The sequence below is a fragment of the Pseudomonas sp. RHF3.3-3 genome (genome assembly GCF_048069595.1).
GTDB classification, from domain to species: domain Bacteria; phylum Pseudomonadota; class Gammaproteobacteria; order Pseudomonadales; family Pseudomonadaceae; genus Aquipseudomonas; species Aquipseudomonas fuscovaginae_B.
Window position 1 is genome coordinate 1,990,517 of sequence record NZ_CP182250.1, and the last position, 22,970, is coordinate 2,013,486.

Consider the following 22,970-nt stretch of genomic DNA (forward strand, 5'->3'; position numbering starts at 1 on the left):
AACTGTCTGCAAGTTCATCAAACAGCCCCTTCATGTTGTTTGCGCATCGAACCTCCCTTTGCACTGGTTGCTCCTGAGTGCATGTAACCCGATCCGGCCCCGCTGCCCGATCGGGTTTTTTTATGGCCGCGTGGCGCAAAAGCCGTTAAGGTCGCGGCCATTCTTTGGGGGGCGACATTCCCGATCCTTTCAGCAATGGCACGACTTGCTCGAAGGCGCCCCGATCCTGTAGGAGCCGGGCTTGCCCGCGAAGCTTCTAGCGGCCTCAGGGGCCCCTTCGCGGGCAAGCCCTGCTCCTACAAGAATCGGGCTTGGTCACCACATCTATGGGGCATTTATGGGTTACCTGCTTATCGTCACGCTGATCCAGGCGTTTTCCTTCAACCTGATCGGTGAATACCTCGCCGGCCATGTCGACAGCTACTTCGCGGTGCTGGTACGGGTGGTGCTGGCCGGGCTGATCTTCATCCCGCTGACCCGCTGGCGCCAGGTGCCGCCGGCCTTCATGCGCGACATGCTGCTGATCGGCGCCCTGCAGTTCGGCATCACCTACGTCTGCCTGTACCTGAGCTTCCGCGTACTGACCGTGCCGGAGGTCCTGCTGTTCACCATTCTCACCCCGTTGCACGTGACCCTGATCGAAGACGCGCTCAACCGGCGCTTCAACCCCTGGGCGCTGGTCGCGGCCCTGGTGGCGGTCAGCGGTGCGGCGGTGATTCGCTACGACCGGATCAACCCGGACTTCTTCATGGGCTTCGTGCTGCTGCAACTGGCCAACTTCACCTATGCCGCCGGCCAGGTCATGTACAAGCACCTGGTGGCGCGCCACCCCAGCGACCAGCCGCACTATCGGCATTTCGGCTACTTCTTCCTCGGTGCCCTGGCGGTGGCGTTGCCGGCCTTCCTGCTGTTCGGCAAGGCCCGCTATCTGCCGGACGGTACCCCGCAGTGGCTGGTACTGGGCTTCCTCGGCGTGATCAGTACCGCGCTGGGCATGTACTGGTGGAACAAGGGCGCCTGCCTGGTCAACGGTGGCACCCTGGCGGTGATGAACAACCTGCACGTGCCGGTGGGTCTGCTGATGAACCTGCTGATCTGGAACCTGCAGGAAGACCTGCTGCGCCTGTTCGTGGGCGGCGGCGTCATTCTGGCCGCCGTCTGGATCAGCCGCCTGGGCGTGCGTCGGCCTGCCAGCCTGCAACGCTCCTTGTAGGAATCGACTTGCTGGCAATCTGCTATAACTGCCATCGAACCCGATCCAGGATTCGGCCCAGGGAAGGAAAAACTATTTCAAAACTTCAGCAGGCGCATGGTTTCCCATGGCCTGTCACCGCCCAGGGCTGCCGAATCTGCTGATGGGAACCCTTTTTTTCGGCTTTGCGGCGGTATTCGAAGGCGACGTGCAGACGGCGAAAAATTGCCTATCGTAAAGAGTCTCCACCGGACGAAGAGACCCTTGCCATGGATATCGAGACGCTGTTTGCGGAGTTGCATAGCCTTCCCAGCATTCCCCAAGTCGCCCTGGAACTGGTCCAGCAATTCGACAACCCCCATGAAAGCCTGGAAAAGGTCGCGCGCAACATCGAGCGCGACCCGGTCATTGCCGCCAAGGTGCTGCGCCTGGCGAACTCGGCGCGCTTCAAGGGTGCCCGCGAGTCGGCCAGCATCGAAGACGCCGCGATGCGCCTGGGCTTCAACGTGCTGCGCACCCTGGTCCTGGCTTCGGCCGTGACCGGGGCGTTCAAGTCGGCGCCGGGCTTCGACCTCAAGGTGTTCTGGGGGCGTAGCTTCCAGGTCGCCAGCGTGAGCCGGCTGCTGGCCCGCCAGGCCGGGCTCGATGCTGAAGTGGCGTTCACCTGCGGGGTCATGCACGACATCGGCGAGCTGCTGATCCAGACCGGCGCCCCGGACTACGCCGCGCGCATCAAGGGTGCCAGTGGCACCACCAGTCGTGCCGCCAGCGAAACCCAGCAGTTGGGCTTCGGCTACCCGGAAGTCGGCGCGGAGTTGGGCAAGCGCTGGAACCTGCCGCTGACCCTCCAGTCGGCCATCCGCTACCAGGCCCAGCCGCACCTGGCCCCCGAGGGCCAGCCCTACGCACGGGTCACCGCCCAGGCCATGGAAATCTGCGATGCCCTGGAACAGCACGGCGGGCCGAATGCCGAGGCGCGCAACGCCCTGGGCGGCCCGTTGTTCGACGGCGTCGACCTCGACGCGCTGTTCGACAAGCTGCCCCTGGTGCTGGAACAGGACAAGGCCTTTGCCGATTTCCTTGCCTGACAGGTGATCATTGCGCCGAGCGCTCTGTTTCACGTAGAGCGTTCGTCTATGCCCGCTGCCGAGGGGGCACCTTGGCGTCCCGGTGGGACGCCATCGCCAGCAAGCCGGCTCCTACAGGGCCCGGCTCTGCGGCTCCGGCACATGGCTGGCCCCCAGCAGCGCCGGCAACATCCCCGCCCGCAAGTCGCCGCCACTCGGCTGCTGGTACAGGCTCAGGCCGAACTCCGGCAACACCGCCAGCAGGTAGTCGAAGATATCCCCCTGGATCCGCTCGTAGTCGGCCCACACGGTGGTGCGGGTGAAGCAGTAGATCTCCAGCGGCACGCCCTGGGCCGTGGTCTGCATCTGGCGGACCATGCAGGTCATGTTCTGCTGGATTTCCGGGTGGTTCCTGATGTACGCCAGGGCATAGGCACGGAAGGTGCCGAGGTTGGTCATGCGCCGGCGGTTGGCCGACATGGCGGCGACGTTGCCCTGGGCCTCGTTCCAGGTTTTCAGCTCGGCCTGCTTGCGGCCGATGTAGTCGGTGAGCAGGCGCACCTGGCCCAGGCGCTGTTCCTCGTCGTCATGCAGGAAGCGGATGCCGCTGGCGTCGATGAACAGGCTGCGCTTGATCCGCCGCCCACCGGACTGCTGCATGCCACGCCAGTTGCGGAACGACTCGGACATCAGCCGCCAGGTCGGGATCGAGACGATGGTCTTGTCGAAGTTCTGCACCTTGACCGTGTGCAGGGTGATGTCGACCACGTCGCCGTCGGCCCCGACCTGGGGCATCTCGATCCAGTCGCCGACCCGCAGCATGTCGTTGCTGGTCAGTTGCACGCTGGCGACGAACGACAGCAGGGTGTCCTTGTAGACCAGCAGGATCACTGCCGACATGGCACCCAGACCTGACAGCAGCAACAGCGGCGAGCGGTCGATCAGGGTGGCGACGATGACGATGGCGCCGAGCACGAACAGCACCATCTTCGCCAACTGCACGTAGCCCTTGATCGAGCGGGTGCGGGCGTGTTCGGTACGCGCGTAGATGTCCAGCAGGGCGTTGAGCAGGGCGCTCAGCACCAGCATCTGGAACAGGATGGTCACCGCCAGCGCCAGGTTGCCGAGGAACAGCAGGCCGGTCTTGCCCAGGTTCGGTACCAGGTACAGGCCGAACTGGATCACCAGCGACGGGGTCATCTGCGCCAGGCGGTGGAACACCTTGTTCTGGCGCAGGTCGTTGAGCCAGTGCATCGCCGGTTGCCGGCCCAGCAGGCGGGTGGCGTGCAGGATCAGGTAGCGCGCCAGCCGACCGAGCACCAGCGCGACGAGCAGCAGCAACGCCAGGGCCAGCCCGGTGTGCAGCAGGGGATGTTGATCGAGGGCGCCCCAGAGGTCCTGGGCGCCGATCCAGAGCTTTTTCATATCCATGAGGGATGAGGATTCTTCTGCAGGAAATGGCCGAGAGGGATTAGAGCATTTAACCGGGTGAAGATGACCGTTGAAGACACGTCCGTTCACAAAAACGTCACTGTTTATCGGGGGTTGTGCAAAGAAACTCGGCCTTGGCGCTGGAAACCGTTAACCTATGCAGCTGATATTTTGCATTTCTTCGAGGTCAGCCCCCGTGTTTTCCCAATTCGCCCTGCACGAACGCCTGCTCAAAGCCGTGGCCGAGCTTAACTTTGTCGAGCCTACCCCGGTGCAGGCCGCGGCCATTCCGCTCGCGCTCGAAGGGCGTGACCTGCGGGTGACGGCGCAAACCGGCAGCGGCAAGACCGCCGCGTTCGTGTTGCCGATCCTCAACCGCCTGATCGGCCCGGCGAAGATCCGGGTCAGCATCAAGACCCTGATCCTGCTGCCAACCCGCGAGCTGGCCCAGCAGACCCTCAAGGAAGTCGAGCGCTTCTCGCAGTTCACCTTCATCAAGTCCGGCCTGATCACCGGCGGCGAAGACTTCAAGGTGCAGGCTGCGATGCTGCGCAAGGTGCCGGATATCCTGATCGGTACCCCGGGGCGCCTGATCGAGCACCTGAACGCCGGCAACCTGGACCTCAAGGAAGTCGAGGTGCTGGTGCTCGACGAAGCTGATCGCATGCTCGACATGGGCTTCGCCGACGACGTGCAGCGCCTGGTCGACGAGTGCGCCAAGCGCCAGCAGACCCTGCTGTTCTCCGCCACCACCGGCGGTTCCGGCCTGCGCGAGATGATCGGCAAGGTGCTGAACAACCCCGAGCACCTGCAGCTCAATGCCGTCAGCCAATTGAGCGAGAACACCCGCCAGCAGATCATCACCGCCGACCACGACCACCACAAGGAACAGATCGTCAACTGGCTGCTGGCCAACGAGACCTACGAGAAGGCGATCATCTTCACCAACACCCGGGCCATGGCCGACCGTATCTACGGCCGTCTGGTCGCCCAGCACTACAAGGCGTTCGTGCTGCACGGCGAGAAGGACCAGAAGGACCGCAAGCTGGCCATCGACCGCCTCAAGCAGGGCGCGGTGAAGATCCTTGTCGCCACCGACGTCGCCGCCCGCGGCCTGGACGTGGATGGCCTGGACCTGGTGATCAACTTCGACATGCCGCGCAGCGGCGACGAGTATGTGCACCGCATCGGCCGTACCGGGCGTGCCGGCAACGACGGCCTGGCGATCTCGCTGATCTGCCACAACGACTGGAACCTGATGTCGAGCATCGAGCGCTACCTCAAGCAGAACTTCGAGCGCCGCACCATCAAGGAGGTCAAGGGCACCTACAGCGGGCCGAAGAAGGTCAAGGCGTCGGGCAAGGCCGCCGGCACCAAGAAGAAAAAGACCGACGCCAAGGGTGACAAGAAGAAGTCGTCGGCCAAGACACCGACCCGGCGCAAGACTGCCAACCGGCCGAAAAGCGATGCGCCGGCGCTGGTCAGCCAGGACGGCATGGCGCCACTCAAGCGCCGCAAGCCACAGGCCTCGACCGGCGAGTAGGCGCCGGTCATCGGCGGGAGGCCAGGGCTGGCTGAACGGCCACGGTTGTCGCCTGTCCACTACTGACAAGGGAGATTTTTCCTTTCAACAGTGGGAGGTTGCATCAGGATGACGACTTACAACTGGGAACTGATCGAACGTCTGCTCCATGAAGTGCAGAACAGTGCCGGCCACAACTTCGCGCCACGGGCCTATGCCGAGCAACACGCCACGGCCCAGGCGGCTGCAGGTGAGCCGCCAGGCAATCTCGATGAGCTCAAGGCCCTGGCTGCCGATTACGAGCGGGTGCTGCTCAGGAACGGTTTCATCGCGCCGCGGCCGGAAGAGGAGGGAGGCAACGGCGAGAACTTTGTCCTCACGCCGAGGGGATCTAGCCTGCTGAGCCTTATCGACAGCAGCATCCCCGGCAATGACCACCCACGGCTGGTGCTGGATGAGCAGCAGGATGCGCTGGATCCGCGGGTGTTCGACGAGTTGGCGTCCAAGGCGCAGATTGCCTGAGGCCTTCGGGGAGGGGGCTCAACCCCCCTTCAGGCACTTCAACTCGCTGAAGTCCCGCCGCAGATCGGCGATCCGCTTGAGCAGCAACTGCCGCTGGGTCGGGCTGCTCTCGGCCACCAGATCGACTATCAGGCTGCGGGTCGCCCGCTCGGTGCGCTCGTAGGCCTGGCGATACTCCGCCGTCCACAGACTGTCCTGATGCTGCAGCAGTTGCGCGATCCTCTGCTCGAACTCGGCATTGCGGCGTTCGGCGACCGCCTCGCTCAGTTGCGCCTGCCAGTAGGCCCGGTTGGCGATCCACAGACGGTTCTGCTCGCCGAGCGCCGTCGACCAGGCGATGACCCGCTGCTGCTGGCTCAGGCTCAAGGGGCCGATCCAGGCCTTCAGGCGCTTGCTCATCCGTTCGCCGCGATCGCGGATCTGTTCCTCCAGCGGCGGCGCGACATATTCGGCCTGGCGCTCACGCTGCTCCTTGGCGAAGGCTTCGTTCATCTCCGCGACTTGCCGATCGTCCAGGCCCCTGAGCAGCTCGACGGCCGATGGGGTGATCTCCCGGGCCACCTGGGCGATCGCCGTCCGGGCCTCGACGGTGCGCGCCTGCAAGTGGGCGTCATCGACCTGGCCGTTCTCGATCATTGCCTGCACGCGGTCCAGCCAGTGCAGGTAGTCGGGCAACTGGGTGGTGCAGTGCCATTGCAGATGCTCCCTGAGGCGCTCGTTAAGCCAGCCTTTCTGCTCGCGATGCATCTCGATGTAGTCGCCGAGGGTCCAGGGAATGATCACATCGAGGTTGCGATAGGCCAGGCCGATCCGGGTACAGGCGGCGATTGCCAGACTCAGGAGCAGGCAGCAGAGCAGTAGGGCGCGACGGCACGGCATGAGCGAATCCTTGCTGGGGCGTTCTCCCCATAGAACACCGTATGGCCCGGCGGTTCAATGCAAAGATGCATGGCCTTGCGGCAGGCTCCCGGGGTGTGGGCAAGGTGTGAGCCGGTTCGCGGATGAACCGCCGGTTCCCACAGCCTGCCGTGCAGGGCGTGAAACAGCCGCGGGCAAACTCGGGTAGAATGCCCGCCACGCAATGAGGGTATCGGAAATGGCTTTAATCGGGCGCTACAACAGCTTGCAAGTGGTCAAGCACACTAACTTCGGCTTGTACCTGGATGGTGCGCAGGATGGCGAGATTCTTCTGCCCAATCGCTATATCCCCAAGGACGTTCCCAGTGAGGACGAGGACTGGCTGAATGTCTTCATCTACCTGGACAGCGACGACAAGCTGATCGCCACCACCGAGACGCCGAAAGTCCAGGTCGGCGAGTTCGCCAGCCTCAAGGTCAAGGAGGTCAACAGCATCGGCGTGTTCCTCGACTGGGGCCTGCCCAAGGATCTGCTGCTGCCGTACTCCGAGGAAAAGCGCCAGTTGAATGCCGGCGACTACTGCGTGGTGCACGTCTATCTCGACAAGCACACCCGTCGCATCACCGCCACCGCGCGGCTGGACCGCTACCTGGACAAGACCCCGGCCAACTACAAGGTCGGCCAGGAAGTCGACCTGCTGGTGGTCGAAACCACCGACATGGGCTACAAGGCCATCATCAACAACAGGCACTGGGGCCTGATCCACAAGAACGAGGTGTTCAAGTTCCTGCGGTCCGGCAAACGGGAAAAGGGCTACATCAAGCAGATCCGTGCCGACGGCAAGATCAGCCTGAGCCTGCAGCCGGTCGGTGAAGAAGCCGCCGGCAGCCTGAATGCGAAGATCCTCGCCAAGCTGCGTGAGAGCAACGGTGTGCTACCGGTCAGCGACAAGAGCGACCCGGCGCTGATCAGCGACCTGTTCGGGGTCAGCAAGGGCAATTTCAAGAAAGCCATCGGCGCGCTGTACAAGCAGGGCCAGATCGTCATTCATGCCGATCGCATCGAGCTGAACTGAACCGTTGCCGCCAAGGCCCCGGCGAAGCTGCCGAGGCCTTTGGGGGCACGCGCAAGCGTGGGATTTTCCCCGAGAAAGTCCACTTTTATTCTCTTCCAGCAAGTCTTCCCGATCTCGGCTATGTTTCTCGTTACCCCGCTTGAACTGTATGGGGCGGTGACGGGGGGCTGTCGGTTTTTCAAGCAATCTGCGGCGCCGGTTTCCAGGCGACGGATGGTCATCAGTGATTGCCTGAAGGAACCGATAGCCTTGGAATAGCGAGGCAAAAAGGGATTCTTGCAGTCATGTTCAATTCTAATCTGAAGAAGATTCTAGAGAGCAAAGAAGAAGAGCTTTTCGAGCTGAAGCAGTTGTTCCACGGCATGACGGCTGAAATGATTTCAGTGGTGCTCGATCCGCAGTTTCGCGTCATCGACTTCAATCAGCGCTTCCTCGACCTGTTGGGCTACAAGGACGAGCAAATGAGGAATCGCCCGTTGGATAATTTCGTCCCGGCCTACGTCAAGAACCTGCCTTGCTTTCATAACCTGCAGGCCGCGGTGGCCAAGGGCGTTTCGGTCAGCGACAACTACCGGTTCCTGCGGGCTGATGGCAGCCTGGCCTGGTTGCATGGCAGTTGGCAGCCGGTGAAAAGCGAGAAGGGTGACCTGCTGCATATCCAGTGCTTCGCCCGCGATGTCACGCATACGGTCGAAACCATGAAGGAGAACGAGGCGTTCATCAAGGCGCTGCTGCGCTCCACGGCGGTGATCGAGTTCACCCTCGATGGCGAGGTCATCACCGCCAACGATCAGTTCCTGCGGGCCATGGGCTACTCGCTGGCGCAGATCGTCGGCAAGCACCACCGCATGTTCTGTTCGACCGAAGAGGCCAATTCCAGCCAGTACCAGGCATTCTGGGCCCGGCTCAACCGCGGAGAGTATGTCGCCGATCGCTTCAAGCGTCTCGACAGCCAGGGACGGGACGTGTGGCTGGAGGCCACCTACAACCCGGTGCACGACGCCCAGGGCCAGCTCTACAAGGTGGTCAAGTTCGCCAACGTGGTGACCGACCAGGTGCTCCGCGAGAAAGAGGTCGGCGAGGCGGCGGTGATCGCCTATGGCATTTCGCAGCAGACCGACACCACGGCCCAGCGTGGCGCCACGGTGGTGAAGAACACGGTGGCGACCATGCAGGAAATTTCCGAGGAGATGCAGTCTGCCTCGGAAGGTATCGAGGCGCTGGGCAAGCAGTCGATGCTGATCACCTCGATGGTCCAGACCATCGGCAGTATCGCCGCGCAGACCAACCTGCTGGCGCTCAATGCGGCCATCGAGGCCGCCAGGGCCGGCGAGCAGGGGCGTGGGTTCGCGGTGGTGGCCGATGAAGTCCGGCAGTTGGCCGGGCGTACCAGTGCGGCCACCGAGGAGATCGTCACGGTGGTCCAGCAGAACCAGAAACTGGTGGACGAGGCCGTGCGGGACATGTCCACCAGCCGCGTCAAGGCTGAACAGGGCTTGTCCCTGGCCAACCAGGCCGGTGAAGTGATCGTCGAGATCCAGGACGGTGCCAAACAGGTGGTGGGCGCGGTAGGGCGCTTCGCCAATCAACTGAAATGAGTGCCGCCAGTCAGCTTGATCGCTGTCCGCGCGTCAGCTTGTAGCTTTTTGCCATGATTTAGCGTAATCAACGTCTTGGAAAGCAAGCATTACCTGGGACTTGGAGCTATGATCTGTGTGAGGCGGCCAAGAACCACGTCGCTCGCATTACCCTGAAGGGGGCTTTATGAAAGACAAACTGCAAACCTGGCTCCACGACCTCGGTGTCGCCCTCGGCCTGATCGAGCCTCCCCTGCAACCGGTGCCGATCCGCACCGACGACGACCGCCGCCGCCGGCCGCAGCCACGTCGCTAAGCACCCCGCCGGCTCGCGACTTCCTCCTGAGCCGGGCACGGGTGCCCCTGGCTGTACGACACCGGGACACGTCCGTGTCCCGACCTGTTCGAAAGCAATGAAAATCCACGTTGAGCCGGTGCCCGGGCATCAGGCGGCCCGGGTTTTCGCGTAGATAAAACGGCTCAAGTCCTCAATCGTGTTGATACCGCGCAGGTCTCGCTTGAGATCCAGTTGCACGTGGAATTGTGATTCCAGTTCGTGGAACAGGGCGGCGATATCGAGGGAGTAGCTGTTTTCTTCAGCCTGGGAAGGGTCTTGCAGCCATTTCAGCGCCAGTTGCCGTTCGATGGAGTGGCAGATCTGCTGATGGATTTCGAGCCTGTTCATGGTTGCCTCACAGGAAAGGATGTGGGTCACGGATCCCTTTCCCAGGGCATTGCGATAGCTGTCATGAGCATGACACCAGCGATCCTTGTACCTTTTGGCTAATGCCAAAGGCAGTCGCTAAGTGCCAGTACAGCACAGGTTGCTTCAAATGCATCCAACCATTGGTCGGAGAGCTGGAGGCAAAAAAAACGGATGCGACAACCGACGTCGCACCCGCTGAAGTAAACGCAGTATCAGATGGCGCTGGCCACGGTCGCCGGGCGCCGTGACATCAGGCTGATGACGATGAAGCTGACCAGACCGACGGCCAGGCTGTAGTAGATCGGCGTATTGGCGTCCAGGCCGTCCTTGAACATGAACACCAATGCGGTGACGAAGCCCAGGGCCATACTGCCGATGGCACCGGCGGTGGTCGCGCGTTTCCAGTAGATGGCACCGATCAGCGGGATCAGCATGCCGCCCACCAGCAGGTTGTAGGCCAGGGTCAGGGCGCTGATCACGTCACTCACCACCAGCGCGATCCCCAGCACCACCAGGCCGGTCAGGCAGGTGAACAGGCGGTTCAGGCCCAGGCTCGAAGGCTTGCCGCCGCGCAGCTTGGGCAGCAGGTCTTCGGTCAGTACGGTGGAGGCAGCGAGCAGGCCGGCGCTGGCGGTGGACATCATCGCCGCCAGGGCCGCGGCGATCACCAGGCCGCGGATGCCGTCCGGCAGCGACAGTTTGACGATGGCGGCGAAGGCGTTGTTGACGTTGTCCAACTGCGGGATCAGCACGTGGGCGGCCATGCCGATCAGCGCGCAGGCCAGGCCGTAGGCGATGCAGTAGAGCCCGGCGACGCTGCCGGCGTATTTCGCGACCTTCTCGTCCTTGGCGGTGAACACCCGTTGCCAGATGTCCTGACCGATCAGGATGCCGAAGAAGTAGATCATGAAGTAGGTGATGATGGTGTCCCAGCCGATGGTGGTGAAGCTGAAGCTCGCCGCCGGCAGTTTGCTCACCAGCTCGTCCCAGCCGCCGACGCGGTACAGGCAGATCGGCAGCAGGATGAACATCAGGCCGACGGTCTTGATGATGAACTGGACGATGTCGGTCAGGGTCAGCGACCACATGCCGCCGATGGTCGAGTAGGCCACCACGACGCCGCCGCCGAGCAGCACCGAAACCCAGAACGGCAGGCCGAAGAGCACCTGCAGCACGGTGCCGATGGCCAGGGTCGAGGTCACGCCGATCATCAGGGCATAGGCCAGCATGATCACCGCGCTGGCCTGGCGGGCCAGGGGGGTGTAGCGCTTTTCCAGCACCTGGGTGACGGTGTAGATCTTCAGCTTGAGCAGCGGTTTGGCGAGGAACAGGTTCAGCGCAATGATCCCCAGGCCCAGCGCTGCGCACAGCCAGAAACCGGAAATGCCGTGAACGTAGCCCAGGCGTACGGTGCCGACGGTGGAGGCACCGCCCAGCACGGTGGCGGCCATGGTGCCCATGTACAGGGTCGGGCCGAGGTTGCGTCCGGCTACCAGGTAGTCTTCGTTGGTCTTGGCTCTGCGCATGCCGTAGTAACCGAGCAGGAGCATGCCAGCGGCATAAATGAGTACAACCAATAAATCCAGGGCCATGATGGCGTGTCTCCGATTGTAGTTGTTATGGTGGAACAGTCGGTTGTGGGAGCGTGCTGGCCGGTGAAGCGTTGTGGCGGCTTCCGGTCCCGTTCGCGGGCAAGCCCGCTCCCACAGGGAATGCAAGGTTCGGTTGGGGCTTCGGTTCAGGCCGTTTGCTGTGCGACCGGCTTCTTCGTCGAGCTGGAACCTCGGCTGCGCGGGTCATCCGGCCCGTACACCGCCGGCGATTCCGGGAACAGGCTCAGCAGCACCAGGTACATCAGTGCCGACAGCCCGAGGGTGATCGGCAGGCTGATGTCGATGCCATCGGCCAGGTTGCCCAGCGGGCCGACGAACTGCCCCGGCAGGTTGACGAAGCACAGTCCGACCAGTGCGCTGGGGATCCAGGCCCCGAGGCCGCGCCAGTTCCAGCCGTGGTTGAACCAGTAGCGGCCACCGGTTTCGCCACGGGTGAAGACTTGCAGGTCATCCGGGCAGTAGAAGCCGCGACGCACCAGCAGGCCGATCAGCATGATCACCATCCACGGGGTGGTGCAGGTGATGATCAGCACGGCGAAGGTCGACACGCTTTGCACCAGGTTCGCGGCGAAGCGTCCGATGAAGATGAAGGCGATCGACAGAATCCCGATCAGCAGGGTCGCCTTGACCCGCGAGAGCATCTTCGGGAACACGCTGGACATGTCCAGGCCGGTGCCATACAGCGAGGTGGTGCCGGTGGACATGCCGCCGATCACCGCGATCAGGCATACCGGCAGGAAGAACCAGCTCGGCGATACGGCCAGCAGGCCGCCGACATAGTTGTTCGCCGCGATGTAGTCCGGTGCCTTGACCGCCACGATGGTCGCGGTGGCCAGGCCGAACAGGAACGGGATCAGCGTGGCGAGTTGCGCGGCGATCACCGCCAGCAGGATCTGTCCCTTCGGCGTTTCCCGCGGGATGTAGCGCGACCAGTCGCCGAGGAACGCACCGAAGGAGATCGGGTTGCTCATCGCCACCAGTGCCGAACCGATGAACGCCGCCCAGAACCCGGCCTGGCCGAGGGCCACGGTGCCGGCGAAACGGCTGTCGAACGCCGGGGCGAAGGCGAAGATGCCCAGCAGGAACAACAGGCTGGCCGCCCACACGGCGATGCGGTTGACCCACAGCATGAAGCGGAAGCCGTAGATGCACACCGTCAGCACCAGGATCGCGAACAGGCCGTAGGCCAGGCCCAGGGTCAGGTCGGTTTCCGGTAGGTCGATCAGGCGCTTGGCGCCGCCGATCAGCGCGTCGCCCGAGCTCCACACCGAGAGCGAGAAGAACGCGATGGCGGTCAGCAACGACAGGAACGAACCGACGATACGCCCGTGGACACCGAAGTGCGCGCCGGAGGATACCGCGTTGTTGGTGCCGTTGATCGGGCCGAACAGGCCCATGGGCGCGAGGATCAGCGCGCCGACTACCACGCCCAGGACGATCGCCCAGACACCGGCCTGGAAGGACAGGCCGAACAGCACCGGAAAGCTGCCGAGCACGGCGGTGGCAAAGGTATTGGCGCCGCCGAAGATCAGGCGAAACAGGTCACCGGGCCGGGCGTCACGTTCGTTGTCGGGGATCTGTTCGACCCCGTTGGTTTCAATGCTGCTAAGGCTTTTGTCGTTGTTGTTGTTATTCATGATCGCTCCGATCATTGCGGCGCCCCCATCTTCCGCGGGGGCTGCCGCTGTTGGCTAAGGGGAGGGCAGTCCTTGGGGTGTCGCTGACAAATGTTCGTGGCAGGCCAGCCAGTGGCCCTGTTCTTGTTGTTTGCGAAACACGATGGTTTCGCGTTCCTGGCTGAAGAGGTGCTCCCCTTGCAGACGCAGCTCGGTGGCCACGTCATGGATGAAAATCGCCACGTCGCCCTGCAGGCTGACGAAGGCGTTGTTCGAGGTGCACGACAGCACTTCGAAGCCATCCCTGGTACGCCACTGGTCCCACAACGCCTGGTAGGCGTCGCGCGACAGCAGCGGTTGTTCGAGTGTGTGGAAGACGAAGCTGGCATCGGCGCTGAAGGCGCCGAAGTAGGCTTCGCGGTCGTTGGCGGCAAAGGCGGCTACCAGTTCGGCGGCGGCCTTGAGAACCTGGTCACGGTCGTTCATGGTAACGCCTCAGCGGTGGGCCACGCCTGGGAGTACGCAGAGCATTTCGTACAGCAGGTTGGCGCCCAGCAGCGAGGTGTTGCCGGTGGTGTCGTAGGGGGGCGAGACTTCCACCAGGTCGCAACCGACCAGATCGAGACCCTGGCAGCCACGAACGATTTCCAGGGCCTGGATGGTGGTCAGGCCGCCGATTTCCGGGGTGCCGGTACCCGGTGCCCAGGCCGGATCGATACCGTCGATGTCGAAGCTCAGGTACACCGGGCCATTGCCGACCTTCTCGCGAACCTCGGCCATCAGTGGCTCGAGGGATTTATGCCAGCACTCCTCGGCCTGGACCACGCGGAAACCCTGCTTGCGGCTCCAGTTGAAGTCTTCGGCAGTGTAGCCCTGGGCACGCAGGCCGATCTGCACCACGCGGTCGCAGTCCAGCAGGCCTTCTTCGACGGCACGGCGGAAGGTGGTGCCGTGGGCGATCTTCTCGCCGAACATGTGATCGTTGACATCGGCGTGGGCGTCGATGTGCACCAGGCCGACCTTGCCGTGCTTCTTGTGGATCGCCCGCAGGATCGGCAGGGTGATGGTGTGGTCGCCGCCCAGGGTCAGCGGGATGACATTGTGCTCGAGGATGGCGTCATAGGCTTGCTCGATGATGCGCACGGCTTCGAGCAGGTTGAAGGTGTTGATCGCCACGTCACCGATATCGGCAACCGACAGCGAGTCGAACGGCGCGGCACCGGTGGCCATGTTGTAGGGGCGGATCATGACCGACTCGGCACGGATTTCCCGTGGACCGAAGCGGGTCCCGGAGCGCAGCGAGGTACCGATGTCCAGCGGTACGCCGACGAACGCGGCATCGAGGCCGGCGGGCGATTGCAGGTGGGGGAGGCGCATCATGGTGGCGATGCCGCCGAAGCGCGGCATTTCGTTACCGCCCAGTGGTTGGTGAAGAATCTTGTCCACGGGTAAGCCTCATCGTTTGTTCTGGTTATCAGGGGACCGATTCTGCGAAAGACGCCGGGCGGGAAAAATCGCTGTCGGCAAATACTTAGTTCAGATTTTTCTGAACTAATGGGACACTGTGCCGACGGACTGGCTTCCGGCACCGTTGACCCTACCCAGGACCCCCCATGGCCAACGCTTTACCCGACCTGAAACTATTGCGCATCTTCGTCAGCGTGGTGCGCCACCAGGGCTTCGCCAACGCCCAGCAGGAACTCAACCTGTCGACATCGGCCATCAGCACCTACATGAGCCAGCTCGAGTCGACCCTGGGCCTGGTGCTGTGCCACCGCGGCCGCGGCGGGTTCAGCCTGACCAGCAAGGGTGAGCTGTTCCACCAGGAAACCCTGCGCCTGCTCGGTGAACTCGAGGGCTTCGAACAGTACGCCGCCGCTCTCAAGGGCGAGTTGCGCGGCACGCTGAACCTCGGGGTGATCGACTCCACCGTCAGCGAGCCGGCCTTGCCCCTGGCCGAAGCCATCGGTGCCTACAGCCAGGAACATCCGGGGGTGCACCTGCACCTGTCGGTGCTGAGCCCCTACGAACTGCAGCTTGGCGTGCAGGACAACCGCCTGGACCTGGCCATCGGAGCCTTCTCCACGCGCATGAGCGGGCTGGTCTACCAGCCGCTGTATCGCGAGCAGCACTGGCTGTACTGCAGCAACCGCCATCCGCTGTACCACGAGCGGCGGATTCCCGAGCAGGTCATCACCCAGCAGCGCATGGTCGGCCGCGGCTACTGGAGCCAGGCGGAACTGGCCCGGCACGGCTTCAAGCACAGTGCGGCGACCGTGGAAAGCATGGAGGCGCAACTGATCCTGGTGCTGTCCGGCGCCTATATCGGCTATCTGCCGGAACACTACGCCCAGCCTTGGGCGGACAAGGGCGACCTGCGCGTGCTGCTGCCGGCGACCTTTGGCTACCAGGCGCCCTTTTCGATGATCCTGCGCCGTGGCCGTAGCCGCGAGCCGCTGATCCAGACCTTCCGCGACCTGCTCAAGGCGCAGCTCAACCAGCCCTGATCGGAGTCGACCCTATGTCCAGAGCCTGCTGCGAACGCTGCCTGCGTCCCCAGAGCCACTGCCTTTGCGCGCTGATCCCGCAGCTCGACAGCCGCACCCGCGTGCTGGTGCTGCAGCACCCGAGCGAGGTCGGTCATGCCCTGAATACCGCGCGACTGGCGACCCTGGGCCTGACCAATGCCGAGTTGCGGGTGGGGGAGGTGTTCGATGATCTGCCGGCATTGCTCGACCAGCCGGGTTACCAGGCCCGGTTGCTGTTCCCGGCGGATGATGCACAACTGCTGCAACCGTACGCAGCGGCGGACGACGAACGGCCACTGTTGCTGGTGGTCCCCGACGGCACCTGGCGCAAGGCGCGCAAGCTGTTGCACCTCAATCCGCTGCTGGCCAGCCTGCCGAGGGTCAGCCTGGAACCGGGCGCGCGATCGCGCTATCGCCTGCGCAAGGCGCCGGAGCCGGGAGCGCTGTCGACGGTGGAAGCGATTGCCCGGGCCCTGGAAACCCTGGAGCAGCCGGTTTCGTTCGAGGCCTTGCTCAAGCCGTTCGAAGCGTTGATCGAGGGGCAGATCCGGGCCATGGGCCACGATACCTACCAGCGCAACCACGGCGAGCGCTAGCGCCGCGGCTCGAGGGTTTTCTGCCGCAGGATATAGACACTGACCAGCACGGCGCTGGTCAGCATGAACAGGCGTGCCCAGAACAGCGGCACCAGGTAGCAGGAAAAGCCGATGCTCAGCCACATCAGGCCGATGGCATAGACCTTGCCCTTGAGCGGGATGCCATTGCCGTCCAGGTAGTCACGGACCCATGGCCCCAGGCGCGGGTGCTCCACCAGCCAGTGGTAGAAGCGTGGCGAACTGCGGGCGAAACAGGCGGCCGCCAGCAGCAGGAATGGCGTGGTCGGCAGGACCGGCAGGAAAATGCCCAGTACCCCCAGCGCTACGCTCAGCCAGCCGATGGCCAGCAGCGCGTAGCGCAGGAATGGCGAGCGACTGCCCGTGGGGCGCATCGCCACCGGACGTGACTCAGTGGTGGCGGGGCTTGAGGATCGCCGGCTTCTCGTCGGGCGCATTGCACAGCAGGTACAGGGCGGTCAGCGCCTCCGGGATCTGCACGATCATGTCGTCCATCAGGTTGGCATCGGCGGCGATGTCGGAGAACTCCGGCTGCTCGTCGAACAGGCCCGAACCGACCATGATCGGCAGGAGCATTTCGCTGACTTCTTCCTCGGCGGTTTCGAACCAGGCTTCCTCACGCAGGAACACCCCTTCCATGAAACCGATGCACCAGCCGCGCAGTTCGGAGTCGTCCGGGTCGTCGCCCAGGTCGAGGTCGCAGGGCAGCTCGAATTCCTCGTCGGAAGCCAACTGGCGGGAGATATGGGCCTTGAGCTGGATCAGCGTGGCTTCGATTTCCTCGCGCTGGGCGGCATCCTTGTAGTGCGGCTCTTCGGCGAACAGCGCGTCGATCCATTCGCGATCGGGGACCACCTCGGAGCAGATCGACAGCGCAGTCAGGTAGCCGTGGGCGGCCACGTAGTCCAGCGCTTCTTCGTGCAGCTCGTCGGCGTCGAGGAAGGCTTGCAGGCGGGTGAGTTGCTCAGCGAAGGACATGGGGGGCTACCTTGGGAATAAACGATGCTGAATTCTAGGCGTTCTTGAGCTCGCAGGCCAGCAAACACATAGATTTGCGCGGTTTTACTCTTCAACAAGGATAGTCGCTGATCGACCGGCAGGCCCCTCTGCCGGATGACGCTCGGGTATACTGCCGCGTTTTGTGATGCCCCATCGCGGGTCGCGACGGCTGGAGAAATTCCCGCTTACGGTTTTTTCCGTCAGGACAGCGGCTTTTCGACCAGCCTTTGCAGGGCGTTTCGGTGATTTTTGGAGTGGCTATGCTCGAACAGGCTCAACGCGTCCTCAAGGACATCTTCGGTTACGACAGCTTTCGCGGTCGCCAGGGTGCCATTATTGAGCGCGTGGCCAGCGGCGGCGATGCCCTGGTGCTGATGCCGACCGGCGGCGGCAAATCGCTGTGCTACCAGGTCCCGGCCCTGCTGCGCGATGGCCTGGCGGTGGTGGTGTCGCCGTTGATCGCACTGATGGACGACCAGGTCGCGACGCTGGAGGAACTCGGCGTGGCGGCGGCGGCGCTGAACTCGACGCTGAGTGCCGAGCAGCAGCGCGAACTGGCGGCGCGGATTCGTCGCGGCGAGGTGAAGATGCTCTACCTGGCGCCCGAGCGCCTGGTGCAGCCGCGCATGCTGGCGTTCCTGCAGAACCTCGATATCGCCCTGTTCGCCATCGACGAGGCCCACTGCGTGTCGCAATGGGGCCACGACTTCCGTCCGGAATACCTGCAACTGGGCCAGTTGGCCGAGATGTTCCCCCACGTACCGCGCATCGCCCTGACCGCCACCGCCGACAAGCGCACCCGCGAGGAGATCGTCAATCGCCTGCACCTGGAGAACGCCGAGCGTTTTCTCTCCAGTTTCGACCGGCCGAACATCTTCTACCGCATCGTGCCCAAGGAACAGCCGCGCAAGCAGTTGCTGGCGTTCCTCGCGCAGCGCCGTGCCGACTCCGGCATCGTCTACTGCCTGTCGCGCAAGAAGGTCGACGAGGTCGCCGCGCTGCTCTGCGAACAGGGTTTTCCGGCCCTGCCGTATCACGCCGGGCTGCCCGCAGAGACCCGCGCGGACAACCAGAAGCGCTTCCTCAACGAGGAAGGGCTGATCATGGTCGCGACCATTGCCTTCGGCATGGGTATCGACAAGTCCAACGTGCGTTATGTCGCCCACCTCGACCTGCCCAAGTCCCTGGAGGCCTACTACCAGGAAACCGGGCGGGCCGGGCGTGACGGCCTGCCGGCGGACGCCTGGATGGCCTACGGCCTGCAGGACGTGGTGATGCTCAAGCAGATGCTGCAGAACTCCGAGGGCGACGAGCGCCACAAGCGTCTGGAGCACCACAAGCTCGACGCGATGCTGGCGCTGTGCGAGGAGACCCGCTGCCGTCGCCAGACGCTGCTCGCGTATTTCGACGAGGACCTGCCACAGCCCTGTGGTCACTGCGACAACTGTGTCGACGGCGTGCAGACCTGGGATGCCACCGAGCCGGCACGCCAGGCGCTGTCGGCGATCTACCGCACCGGCCAGCGCTACGGCGTCGGCCACCTGGTGGATGTGCTGCTGGGCAAGGAGAACGACAAGGTCCGCAGTTTCGGCCACCAGCACCTGGCGGTGTTCGGCGTGGGCAAGGCGCTCAGCGAGGGCGAGTGGCGCTCGCTGTTCCGCCAGCTGGTGGCGCGCGGCCTGGCCGATATCGACATCGAGGGCTATGGCGGCCTGCGCCTGAGCGACGCTTGCCGGCCGCTATTGCGTGGCGAGGTCAGCCTGGAACTGCGTCGTGACCTCAAGCCGCAGGTCGCCGCCAAGAGCGTTTCCGCCAGCCCGGCCAGCCAACTGGTGCGTGGCGAGGAGCGCGAGCAATGGGAGGCCCTGCGTGCCCTGCGGCGCAAGCTGGCCCAGGAGCATGCGGTGCCGCCGTATGTCATCTTCCCCGACTCGACGCTGCTGGAAATGCTGCGCAGCCAGCCGACGACCATGGCCGAGATGGCCAGGGTCAGCGGCGTCGGTGCGCGCAAGCTGGAGCGCTATGGCGAGGCGTTCCTCGAAGTCCTGGCCGGCGAGGCCGAGACGCCCAGGGTGGTCGTCGACATTCGTCACGAACTGATCAGCCTGGCCCGTGCCGGCATGACTCCCTTGCAGATCGCCGGCCAGTTGCAGTGCTCGGAGAAGAACGTCTATACGCTGCTGGCCGAGGCGATTGGCCGCCAGCAGTTGTCGCTGGAGCAGGCCCTGGACCTGCCCGAGGATCTGCTGGGGGAAATCCAGGACACCTTCCTCGATGGCGAGGGCGAACTGCCTGCCGTGAGCGAGGTCGCCGAACTGTTCGCCGGACGGGTGCCCGAGGGTGTCCTGTATTGCGTGCGAGCGGCCCTGCAAGCCGAATTCGAACTATGAGGAGAGGGAAATGGAATATTCCCCGGCCTATCTCTGGGTTATTTGCGACAAGTCATGTTTGTACACAGCTGAGCCCTTGCCTCCGGCCAGGCTCCATGCTTAGCTGACTAATAATTAGTTTTATCTATTTTTAAGTCTGACCATGAGTTCCTTATGTCGTTAACCGATGAACACCGTTTTGGCATGCAACTGGCGCAAATGTCCCGTGGCTGGCGTGCCGAACTGGATCGCCGCCTGGCCGGCCTGGGATTGTCCCAGGCCCGTTGGCTGGTATTGCTGCACCTGGCGCGTTTTTCCGAGGCGCCGACCCAGCGCGAACTGGCGCAGAGCGTTGGTGTGGAAGGGCCGACCCTGGCCCGTCTGCTCGACAGCCTGGAAACCCAGGGGCTGGTCCAGCGCCACTCGGTCGTGGAGGACCGCCGGGCCAAGAAGATCGTGCTTTGTGCCCCGGCGCGACCGCTGATCGAACAGATCGAAACCATCGCCACCGCCTTGCGTCACGAACTGTTCGAGGGCGTCGACGAAGAGGAATTGCGCATCAGCATGCGGGTTCACAGCCGGATCCTGGCGAACCTGGAAAAATCCTGAGGCATTCCCGCTCTGCCGGATTTGGAGAATCCCTGGCCGGCAGACTATAAGATTTACTGGTTCTGTGTATTGTGTCGGCATTCGGACCCCGCTGGCCGTGGGGTGATGTCGGGCCTTTAAGGGATACTCATGCTCGAGAGTTTGCAGTCCGCGTTGCGGTGTTCCACTGAAAAGCCCCTGGTGACCGCGGTCCGGCGGCGCTGGATGGCCGTGGCGGCACTGTCATTGCTGCATCCGGCGTTGGCGTCGGCCATGGGATTGGGGGAGATCACCCTGCATTCGGCGCTCAGCCAGCCGCTCAATGCGGAAATCGCCCTGGTCGATCCCGGTGATCTGAGCGAAGGCGAACTGTCGGTCAGCCTGGCGACACCCGAGGAGTTTTCCCGCGCTGGCGTCGAGCGGCTGTTCTTCCTTAACGACCTGCGCTTCACGCCGGTCCTGCAGGGCAATCGCAGCTTCATCCGGGTACAGTCGAGCAAGCCGGTCAGCGAGCCCTTCCTGAATTTCCTGATCCAGGTCAACCGGCCCAACGGCCGCCTGCTGCGCGAATACACGGTGCTGCTCGATCCACCGGGCAGCGGGACCTACAGCCCGCCGGCGCGCAACAGTTCGGTGGAACAGGCAGCGCCCGTCGCCGATAGGGTGCCGCCGCCGGCGACCCAGGGCAAGCGCTACACCGTGGCCAGGGGCGATAGCCTCTGGAGCATCGCCAGGCGCCTGAACGAGGCGGGCAGCAAGGCCAGTGTCAATGAGTTGTCCCAGGGCATTCGCGCGCTCAATCCGGGCAGCGAGCGGCTGGCGGCCGGCCAGAGCCTGTTGCTGCCGGATGTTGCCGTGGTCCCGGCCAGCCCCCCGGCGACGGCCGCGGCGCCTGCGACCGCGTTGACCGAAGCGGCGCAAAACGCCGCGCAGGGTGCTGAACAACTTGCCGCCGCGACCCTGGAAAACCAGCAACTGCAAAAAACCATCGAGGAGCTGCAGGCGCGCCTGAAGACCCAGGACGAGCAGATCGCCATCGACCAGAAACAGCTGGGTGAGTTGCAGGCCCAGTTGGCGGAACTCAAGGCCAAGCCGGTGGCTCCCCCGGTTGCACCAGCACCGGTGGTGCCTCCTGTCGCTGCTGCTCCGGTGGTCGCCGAACAGTCCGGCGGCCTGAATCTGCTGCTCCTGGCCGCCCTGGCCGTGCTGCTCCTGTTGCTGGCGGCCGCCCTGGTGGTGCGTCGTCGGCGCCGTTCGACGCCACTGCCGGTCGAGCCCGCGCCGCTGCCCCAGGACCCGCCCATGGTCAGTCGTGTGCTACCCGCCAGCGCCGCCGTTGCTCCGGCGGAGCACAACGAGCCGTTGGCCGAGCCGCTGGCAACGGTGGCACGCCGCGAGACCAGTGAGGTCCCGGATGCCCTGGAAGGCGTGAGCATCTACATCGCCTACGGACGTTTCAAGGAAGCGGCGGGGATTCTGCGCGAGGCCATACTCAAGGAGCCGCAGCGCACCGACTTGCGCCTGCGTCTGCTGGATGTGCTGGCCCAGCAGGGGGACAACGACGCCTACACGATTGAAGAACAGCATCTGCTCGACACGGGTTTCAGCGAGTCGACCCTGCGCGACCTGCGGGCCAAGCATCCGAAACTGCATGCGGCGCCCGCACCGCAGGCCGTTCCCGCGGCACCGACAGCCGCTCCGGCGGCAATTGCGTCGACTCCGGCACCGGCTCCGGTCACTGCTCCTGCCGCCGTGGCAGCCGCTGCGACGCTGGCCGCCCCGGTGCTCGCCGCCGACTGGCTGGAAAAGGAGCCCGAGGCCAAATCCGAGCCTGAGCCCGCGCCACTGGAAGACGAGTTCCAGCTCAACCTCGACGACCTGTCGATGGATTCGGACTGGGATCTGGTCAGCCCGTTCGACAACGCCCTGCCGCAGCGGGGCAAGGCCGCCGAGGAGCCGTCGACGCTGTCCGGCGTCGACCCGCAGTTCGCCAGCAACCTCAACGAACTGCCGCATGTGTTCGAGATGCCCGACGAGCAGTTTCTCAGCGATTTCGCCGAGCCGGAACCCGAGCGGCCGGCGGCAAACGAACTGAGCCTGTCGCTGGACGCAGACACCCTGGACGACGAGTTCCTCGACAGCTTCATGAGCGATGAGCAGCCCCTGGATATCGAACCGCTGGAAGTGGATTTCGACAGCCTGGAGCGTGAGCAGGCCTCGGCCAGCAAGCTGGAGCAGGCGCAGACCTTCATCAATGTCGGCGACCTGGATCATGCCAGCCAACTGTTGCATGAACTGCTCAGGGAAGGGGATGAGCCGTTGAAGCAGACGGCCCGGACCCTCCTGGCCAGTATCCGCTAGGAGCGCATCATGAGTGCAGGCAAACCGGAAATCGTCATCACCTATTGCACCCAGTGCCAGTGGCTGCTGCGGGCCGCCTGGCTAGCCCAGGAGTTGCTGAGCACTTTCTGCGACGACCTGGGCAAGGTGTCCCTGGAGCCGGGGACCGGCGGTGTGTTTCGCATCACCTGCGATGCCGTGCAGATCTGGGAGCGCAAGGCCGATGGCGGTTTTCCCGAGGCCAAGGTGCTCAAGCAACGGGTGCGCGACCAGATCGACCCGGAGCGCGACCTGGGCCATAACGACGCTCGCTGAGAGGCGCTGACGTCATTGCCACCTGTTGACTGACAACG

The 22,970-nt window shown here is 63.9% G+C and carries 21 protein-coding genes and 2 pseudogenes; 14 read left to right on the plus strand and 9 right to left on the minus strand.

The annotated features are described in order from the left end of the window. Nucleotides 1–337: 337 nt before the first annotated feature. Together ACMGT0_RS09140 and ACMGT0_RS09145 are read left to right on the plus strand one after the other, a co-directional pair. Nucleotides 338–1,213 (plus strand): carboxylate/amino acid/amine transporter, encoded by an 876-nt coding sequence (locus tag ACMGT0_RS09140; RefSeq protein ID WP_416772300.1) that lies wholly within the window; start codon nucleotides 338–340, stop codon nucleotides 1,211–1,213. A gap of 248 nt (nucleotides 1,214–1,461) precedes the next feature. Next, the gene (locus ACMGT0_RS09145; RefSeq protein WP_054058314.1) at nucleotides 1,462–2,280 is read left to right on the plus strand and encodes an HDOD domain-containing protein; all 819 of its coding nucleotides are present in this window, start codon (nucleotides 1,462–1,464) and stop codon (nucleotides 2,278–2,280) included. Nucleotides 2,281–2,391: 111 nt separating this feature from the next. Here ACMGT0_RS09145 and ACMGT0_RS09150 read toward each other — a convergent pair whose 3' ends face one another. Next, nucleotides 2,392–3,690, minus strand: a complete 1,299-nt coding sequence (locus tag ACMGT0_RS09150) for a mechanosensitive ion channel family protein (protein ID WP_054058313.1) — start codon at nucleotides 3,688–3,690, stop codon at nucleotides 2,392–2,394. 196 nt (nucleotides 3,691–3,886) lie between these two features. On the opposite strand from ACMGT0_RS09150, the gene ACMGT0_RS09155 reads away from it, so the two are divergent. Together ACMGT0_RS09155 and ACMGT0_RS09160 are read left to right on the plus strand one after the other, a co-directional pair. Further along, the gene (locus ACMGT0_RS09155; protein WP_416772302.1) at nucleotides 3,887–5,233 is read left to right on the plus strand and encodes a DEAD/DEAH box helicase; all 1,347 of its coding nucleotides are present in this window, start codon (nucleotides 3,887–3,889) and stop codon (nucleotides 5,231–5,233) included. A 108-nt stretch (nucleotides 5,234–5,341) separates the two neighbouring features. Further along, complete coding sequence (locus ACMGT0_RS09160; protein ID WP_054058311.1) at nucleotides 5,342–5,734, plus strand: hypothetical protein; 393 nt, start codon at nucleotides 5,342–5,344, stop codon at nucleotides 5,732–5,734. An 18-nt stretch (nucleotides 5,735–5,752) separates the two neighbouring features. Here ACMGT0_RS09160 and ACMGT0_RS09165 read toward each other — a convergent pair whose 3' ends face one another. Continuing rightward, a complete protein-coding gene (locus ACMGT0_RS09165) occupies nucleotides 5,753–6,613 on the minus strand; it encodes a DUF6279 family lipoprotein (RefSeq protein WP_416772304.1) in 861 nt (286 codons plus the stop codon). 217 nt (nucleotides 6,614–6,830) lie between these two features. Between ACMGT0_RS09165 and ACMGT0_RS09170 the strand changes: the two genes are divergently transcribed. The 4 genes and pseudogenes from ACMGT0_RS09170 to ACMGT0_RS09185 all read left to right on the plus strand — a co-directional run bounded on the left by ACMGT0_RS09170 (nucleotide 6,831) and on the right by ACMGT0_RS09185 (nucleotide 9,560). Further along, complete coding sequence (locus ACMGT0_RS09170) at nucleotides 6,831–7,667, plus strand: S1 RNA-binding domain-containing protein (protein WP_416772306.1); 837 nt, start codon at nucleotides 6,831–6,833, stop codon at nucleotides 7,665–7,667. 284 nt (nucleotides 7,668–7,951) lie between these two features. Next, a pseudogene (locus tag ACMGT0_RS09175) lies at nucleotides 7,952–8,722 on the plus strand (PAS domain-containing protein); the annotation flags it as partial. 111 nt (nucleotides 8,723–8,833) lie between these two features. Further along, a pseudogene (locus ACMGT0_RS09180) lies at nucleotides 8,834–9,265 on the plus strand (methyl-accepting chemotaxis protein); the annotation flags it as partial. Between the two features lie 166 nt (nucleotides 9,266–9,431). Next, nucleotides 9,432–9,560 (plus strand): PA1414 family protein, encoded by a 129-nt coding sequence (locus ACMGT0_RS09185; protein ID WP_273819320.1) that lies wholly within the window; start codon nucleotides 9,432–9,434, stop codon nucleotides 9,558–9,560. Nucleotides 9,561–9,689: 129 nt separating this feature from the next. Here the strand turns inward: ACMGT0_RS09185 and ACMGT0_RS09190 are convergent, their stop codons facing one another. The 5 genes from ACMGT0_RS09190 to speB all read right to left on the minus strand — a co-directional run bounded on the left by ACMGT0_RS09190 (nucleotide 9,690) and on the right by speB (nucleotide 14,625). Then, a complete protein-coding gene (locus tag ACMGT0_RS09190) occupies nucleotides 9,690–9,929 on the minus strand; it encodes a hypothetical protein (RefSeq protein WP_054058307.1) in 240 nt (79 codons plus the stop codon). Between the two features lie 233 nt (nucleotides 9,930–10,162). Beyond that, on the minus strand, nucleotides 10,163–11,542 hold the full coding sequence (locus ACMGT0_RS09195; RefSeq protein WP_054058306.1) for a sodium:solute symporter: 1,380 nt from the start codon (nucleotides 11,540–11,542) through the stop codon (nucleotides 10,163–10,165). Between the two features lie 146 nt (nucleotides 11,543–11,688). After that, entirely contained in the window at nucleotides 11,689–13,200 is a 1,512-nt protein-coding gene (locus ACMGT0_RS09200; protein ID WP_054058305.1) for a purine-cytosine permease family protein, read from the minus strand. Nucleotides 13,201–13,254: 54 nt separating this feature from the next. Then, nucleotides 13,255–13,665: a YybH family protein gene (locus tag ACMGT0_RS09205; protein WP_054058304.1), complete on the minus strand. Its 411-nt coding sequence runs from the start codon at nucleotides 13,663–13,665 to the stop codon at nucleotides 13,255–13,257. 9 nt (nucleotides 13,666–13,674) lie between these two features. Beyond that, entirely contained in the window at nucleotides 13,675–14,625 is a 951-nt protein-coding gene (gene speB / locus ACMGT0_RS09210; RefSeq protein WP_054058303.1) for an agmatinase, read from the minus strand. Nucleotides 14,626–14,792: 167 nt separating this feature from the next. On the opposite strand from speB, the gene ACMGT0_RS09215 reads away from it, so the two are divergent. Together ACMGT0_RS09215 and ACMGT0_RS09220 are read left to right on the plus strand one after the other, a co-directional pair. After that, nucleotides 14,793–15,686 (plus strand): LysR family transcriptional regulator, encoded by an 894-nt coding sequence (locus ACMGT0_RS09215; protein ID WP_054058302.1) that lies wholly within the window; start codon nucleotides 14,793–14,795, stop codon nucleotides 15,684–15,686. A gap of 14 nt (nucleotides 15,687–15,700) precedes the next feature. Further along, nucleotides 15,701–16,303 (plus strand): tRNA-uridine aminocarboxypropyltransferase, encoded by a 603-nt coding sequence (locus tag ACMGT0_RS09220; RefSeq protein WP_416772309.1) that lies wholly within the window; start codon nucleotides 15,701–15,703, stop codon nucleotides 16,301–16,303. Here ACMGT0_RS09220 and ACMGT0_RS09225 read toward each other — a convergent pair. Further along, nucleotides 16,300–16,695, minus strand: a complete 396-nt coding sequence (locus ACMGT0_RS09225; protein ID WP_054058300.1) for a YbaN family protein — start codon at nucleotides 16,693–16,695, stop codon at nucleotides 16,300–16,302. The two genes, ACMGT0_RS09220 and ACMGT0_RS09225, sit on opposite strands and share 4 nt — an antisense overlap. A 16-nt stretch (nucleotides 16,696–16,711) precedes the next feature. Continuing rightward, nucleotides 16,712–17,299, minus strand: a complete 588-nt coding sequence (locus tag ACMGT0_RS09230; RefSeq protein WP_054058299.1) for a YecA family protein — start codon at nucleotides 17,297–17,299, stop codon at nucleotides 16,712–16,714. Nucleotides 17,300–17,580: 281 nt separating this feature from the next. Here ACMGT0_RS09230 and recQ point away from each other — a divergent pair, with 281 nt between their 5' ends. From recQ to ACMGT0_RS09250, 4 genes are all read left to right on the plus strand, one after another. Beyond that, nucleotides 17,581–19,710, plus strand: coding sequence for a DNA helicase RecQ (gene recQ, locus ACMGT0_RS09235; protein WP_416772311.1), 2,130 nt, complete (start codon nucleotides 17,581–17,583; stop codon nucleotides 19,708–19,710). A 153-nt stretch (nucleotides 19,711–19,863) separates the two neighbouring features. After that, the gene (locus tag ACMGT0_RS09240) at nucleotides 19,864–20,298 is read left to right on the plus strand and encodes a MarR family transcriptional regulator (RefSeq protein WP_054058297.1); all 435 of its coding nucleotides are present in this window, start codon (nucleotides 19,864–19,866) and stop codon (nucleotides 20,296–20,298) included. Nucleotides 20,299–20,427: 129 nt separating this feature from the next. Further along, nucleotides 20,428–22,638 carry a FimV/HubP family polar landmark protein gene (locus tag ACMGT0_RS09245; protein WP_416772313.1) on the plus strand — a complete coding sequence of 737 codons (2,211 nt, stop codon included), beginning with the start codon at nucleotides 20,428–20,430 and terminating at the stop codon, nucleotides 22,636–22,638. Nucleotides 22,639–22,647: 9 nt separating this feature from the next. Then, nucleotides 22,648–22,932: a SelT/SelW/SelH family protein gene (locus tag ACMGT0_RS09250; protein WP_054061539.1), complete on the plus strand. Its 285-nt coding sequence runs from the start codon at nucleotides 22,648–22,650 to the stop codon at nucleotides 22,930–22,932. Nucleotides 22,933–22,970: the final 38 nt, after the last annotated feature.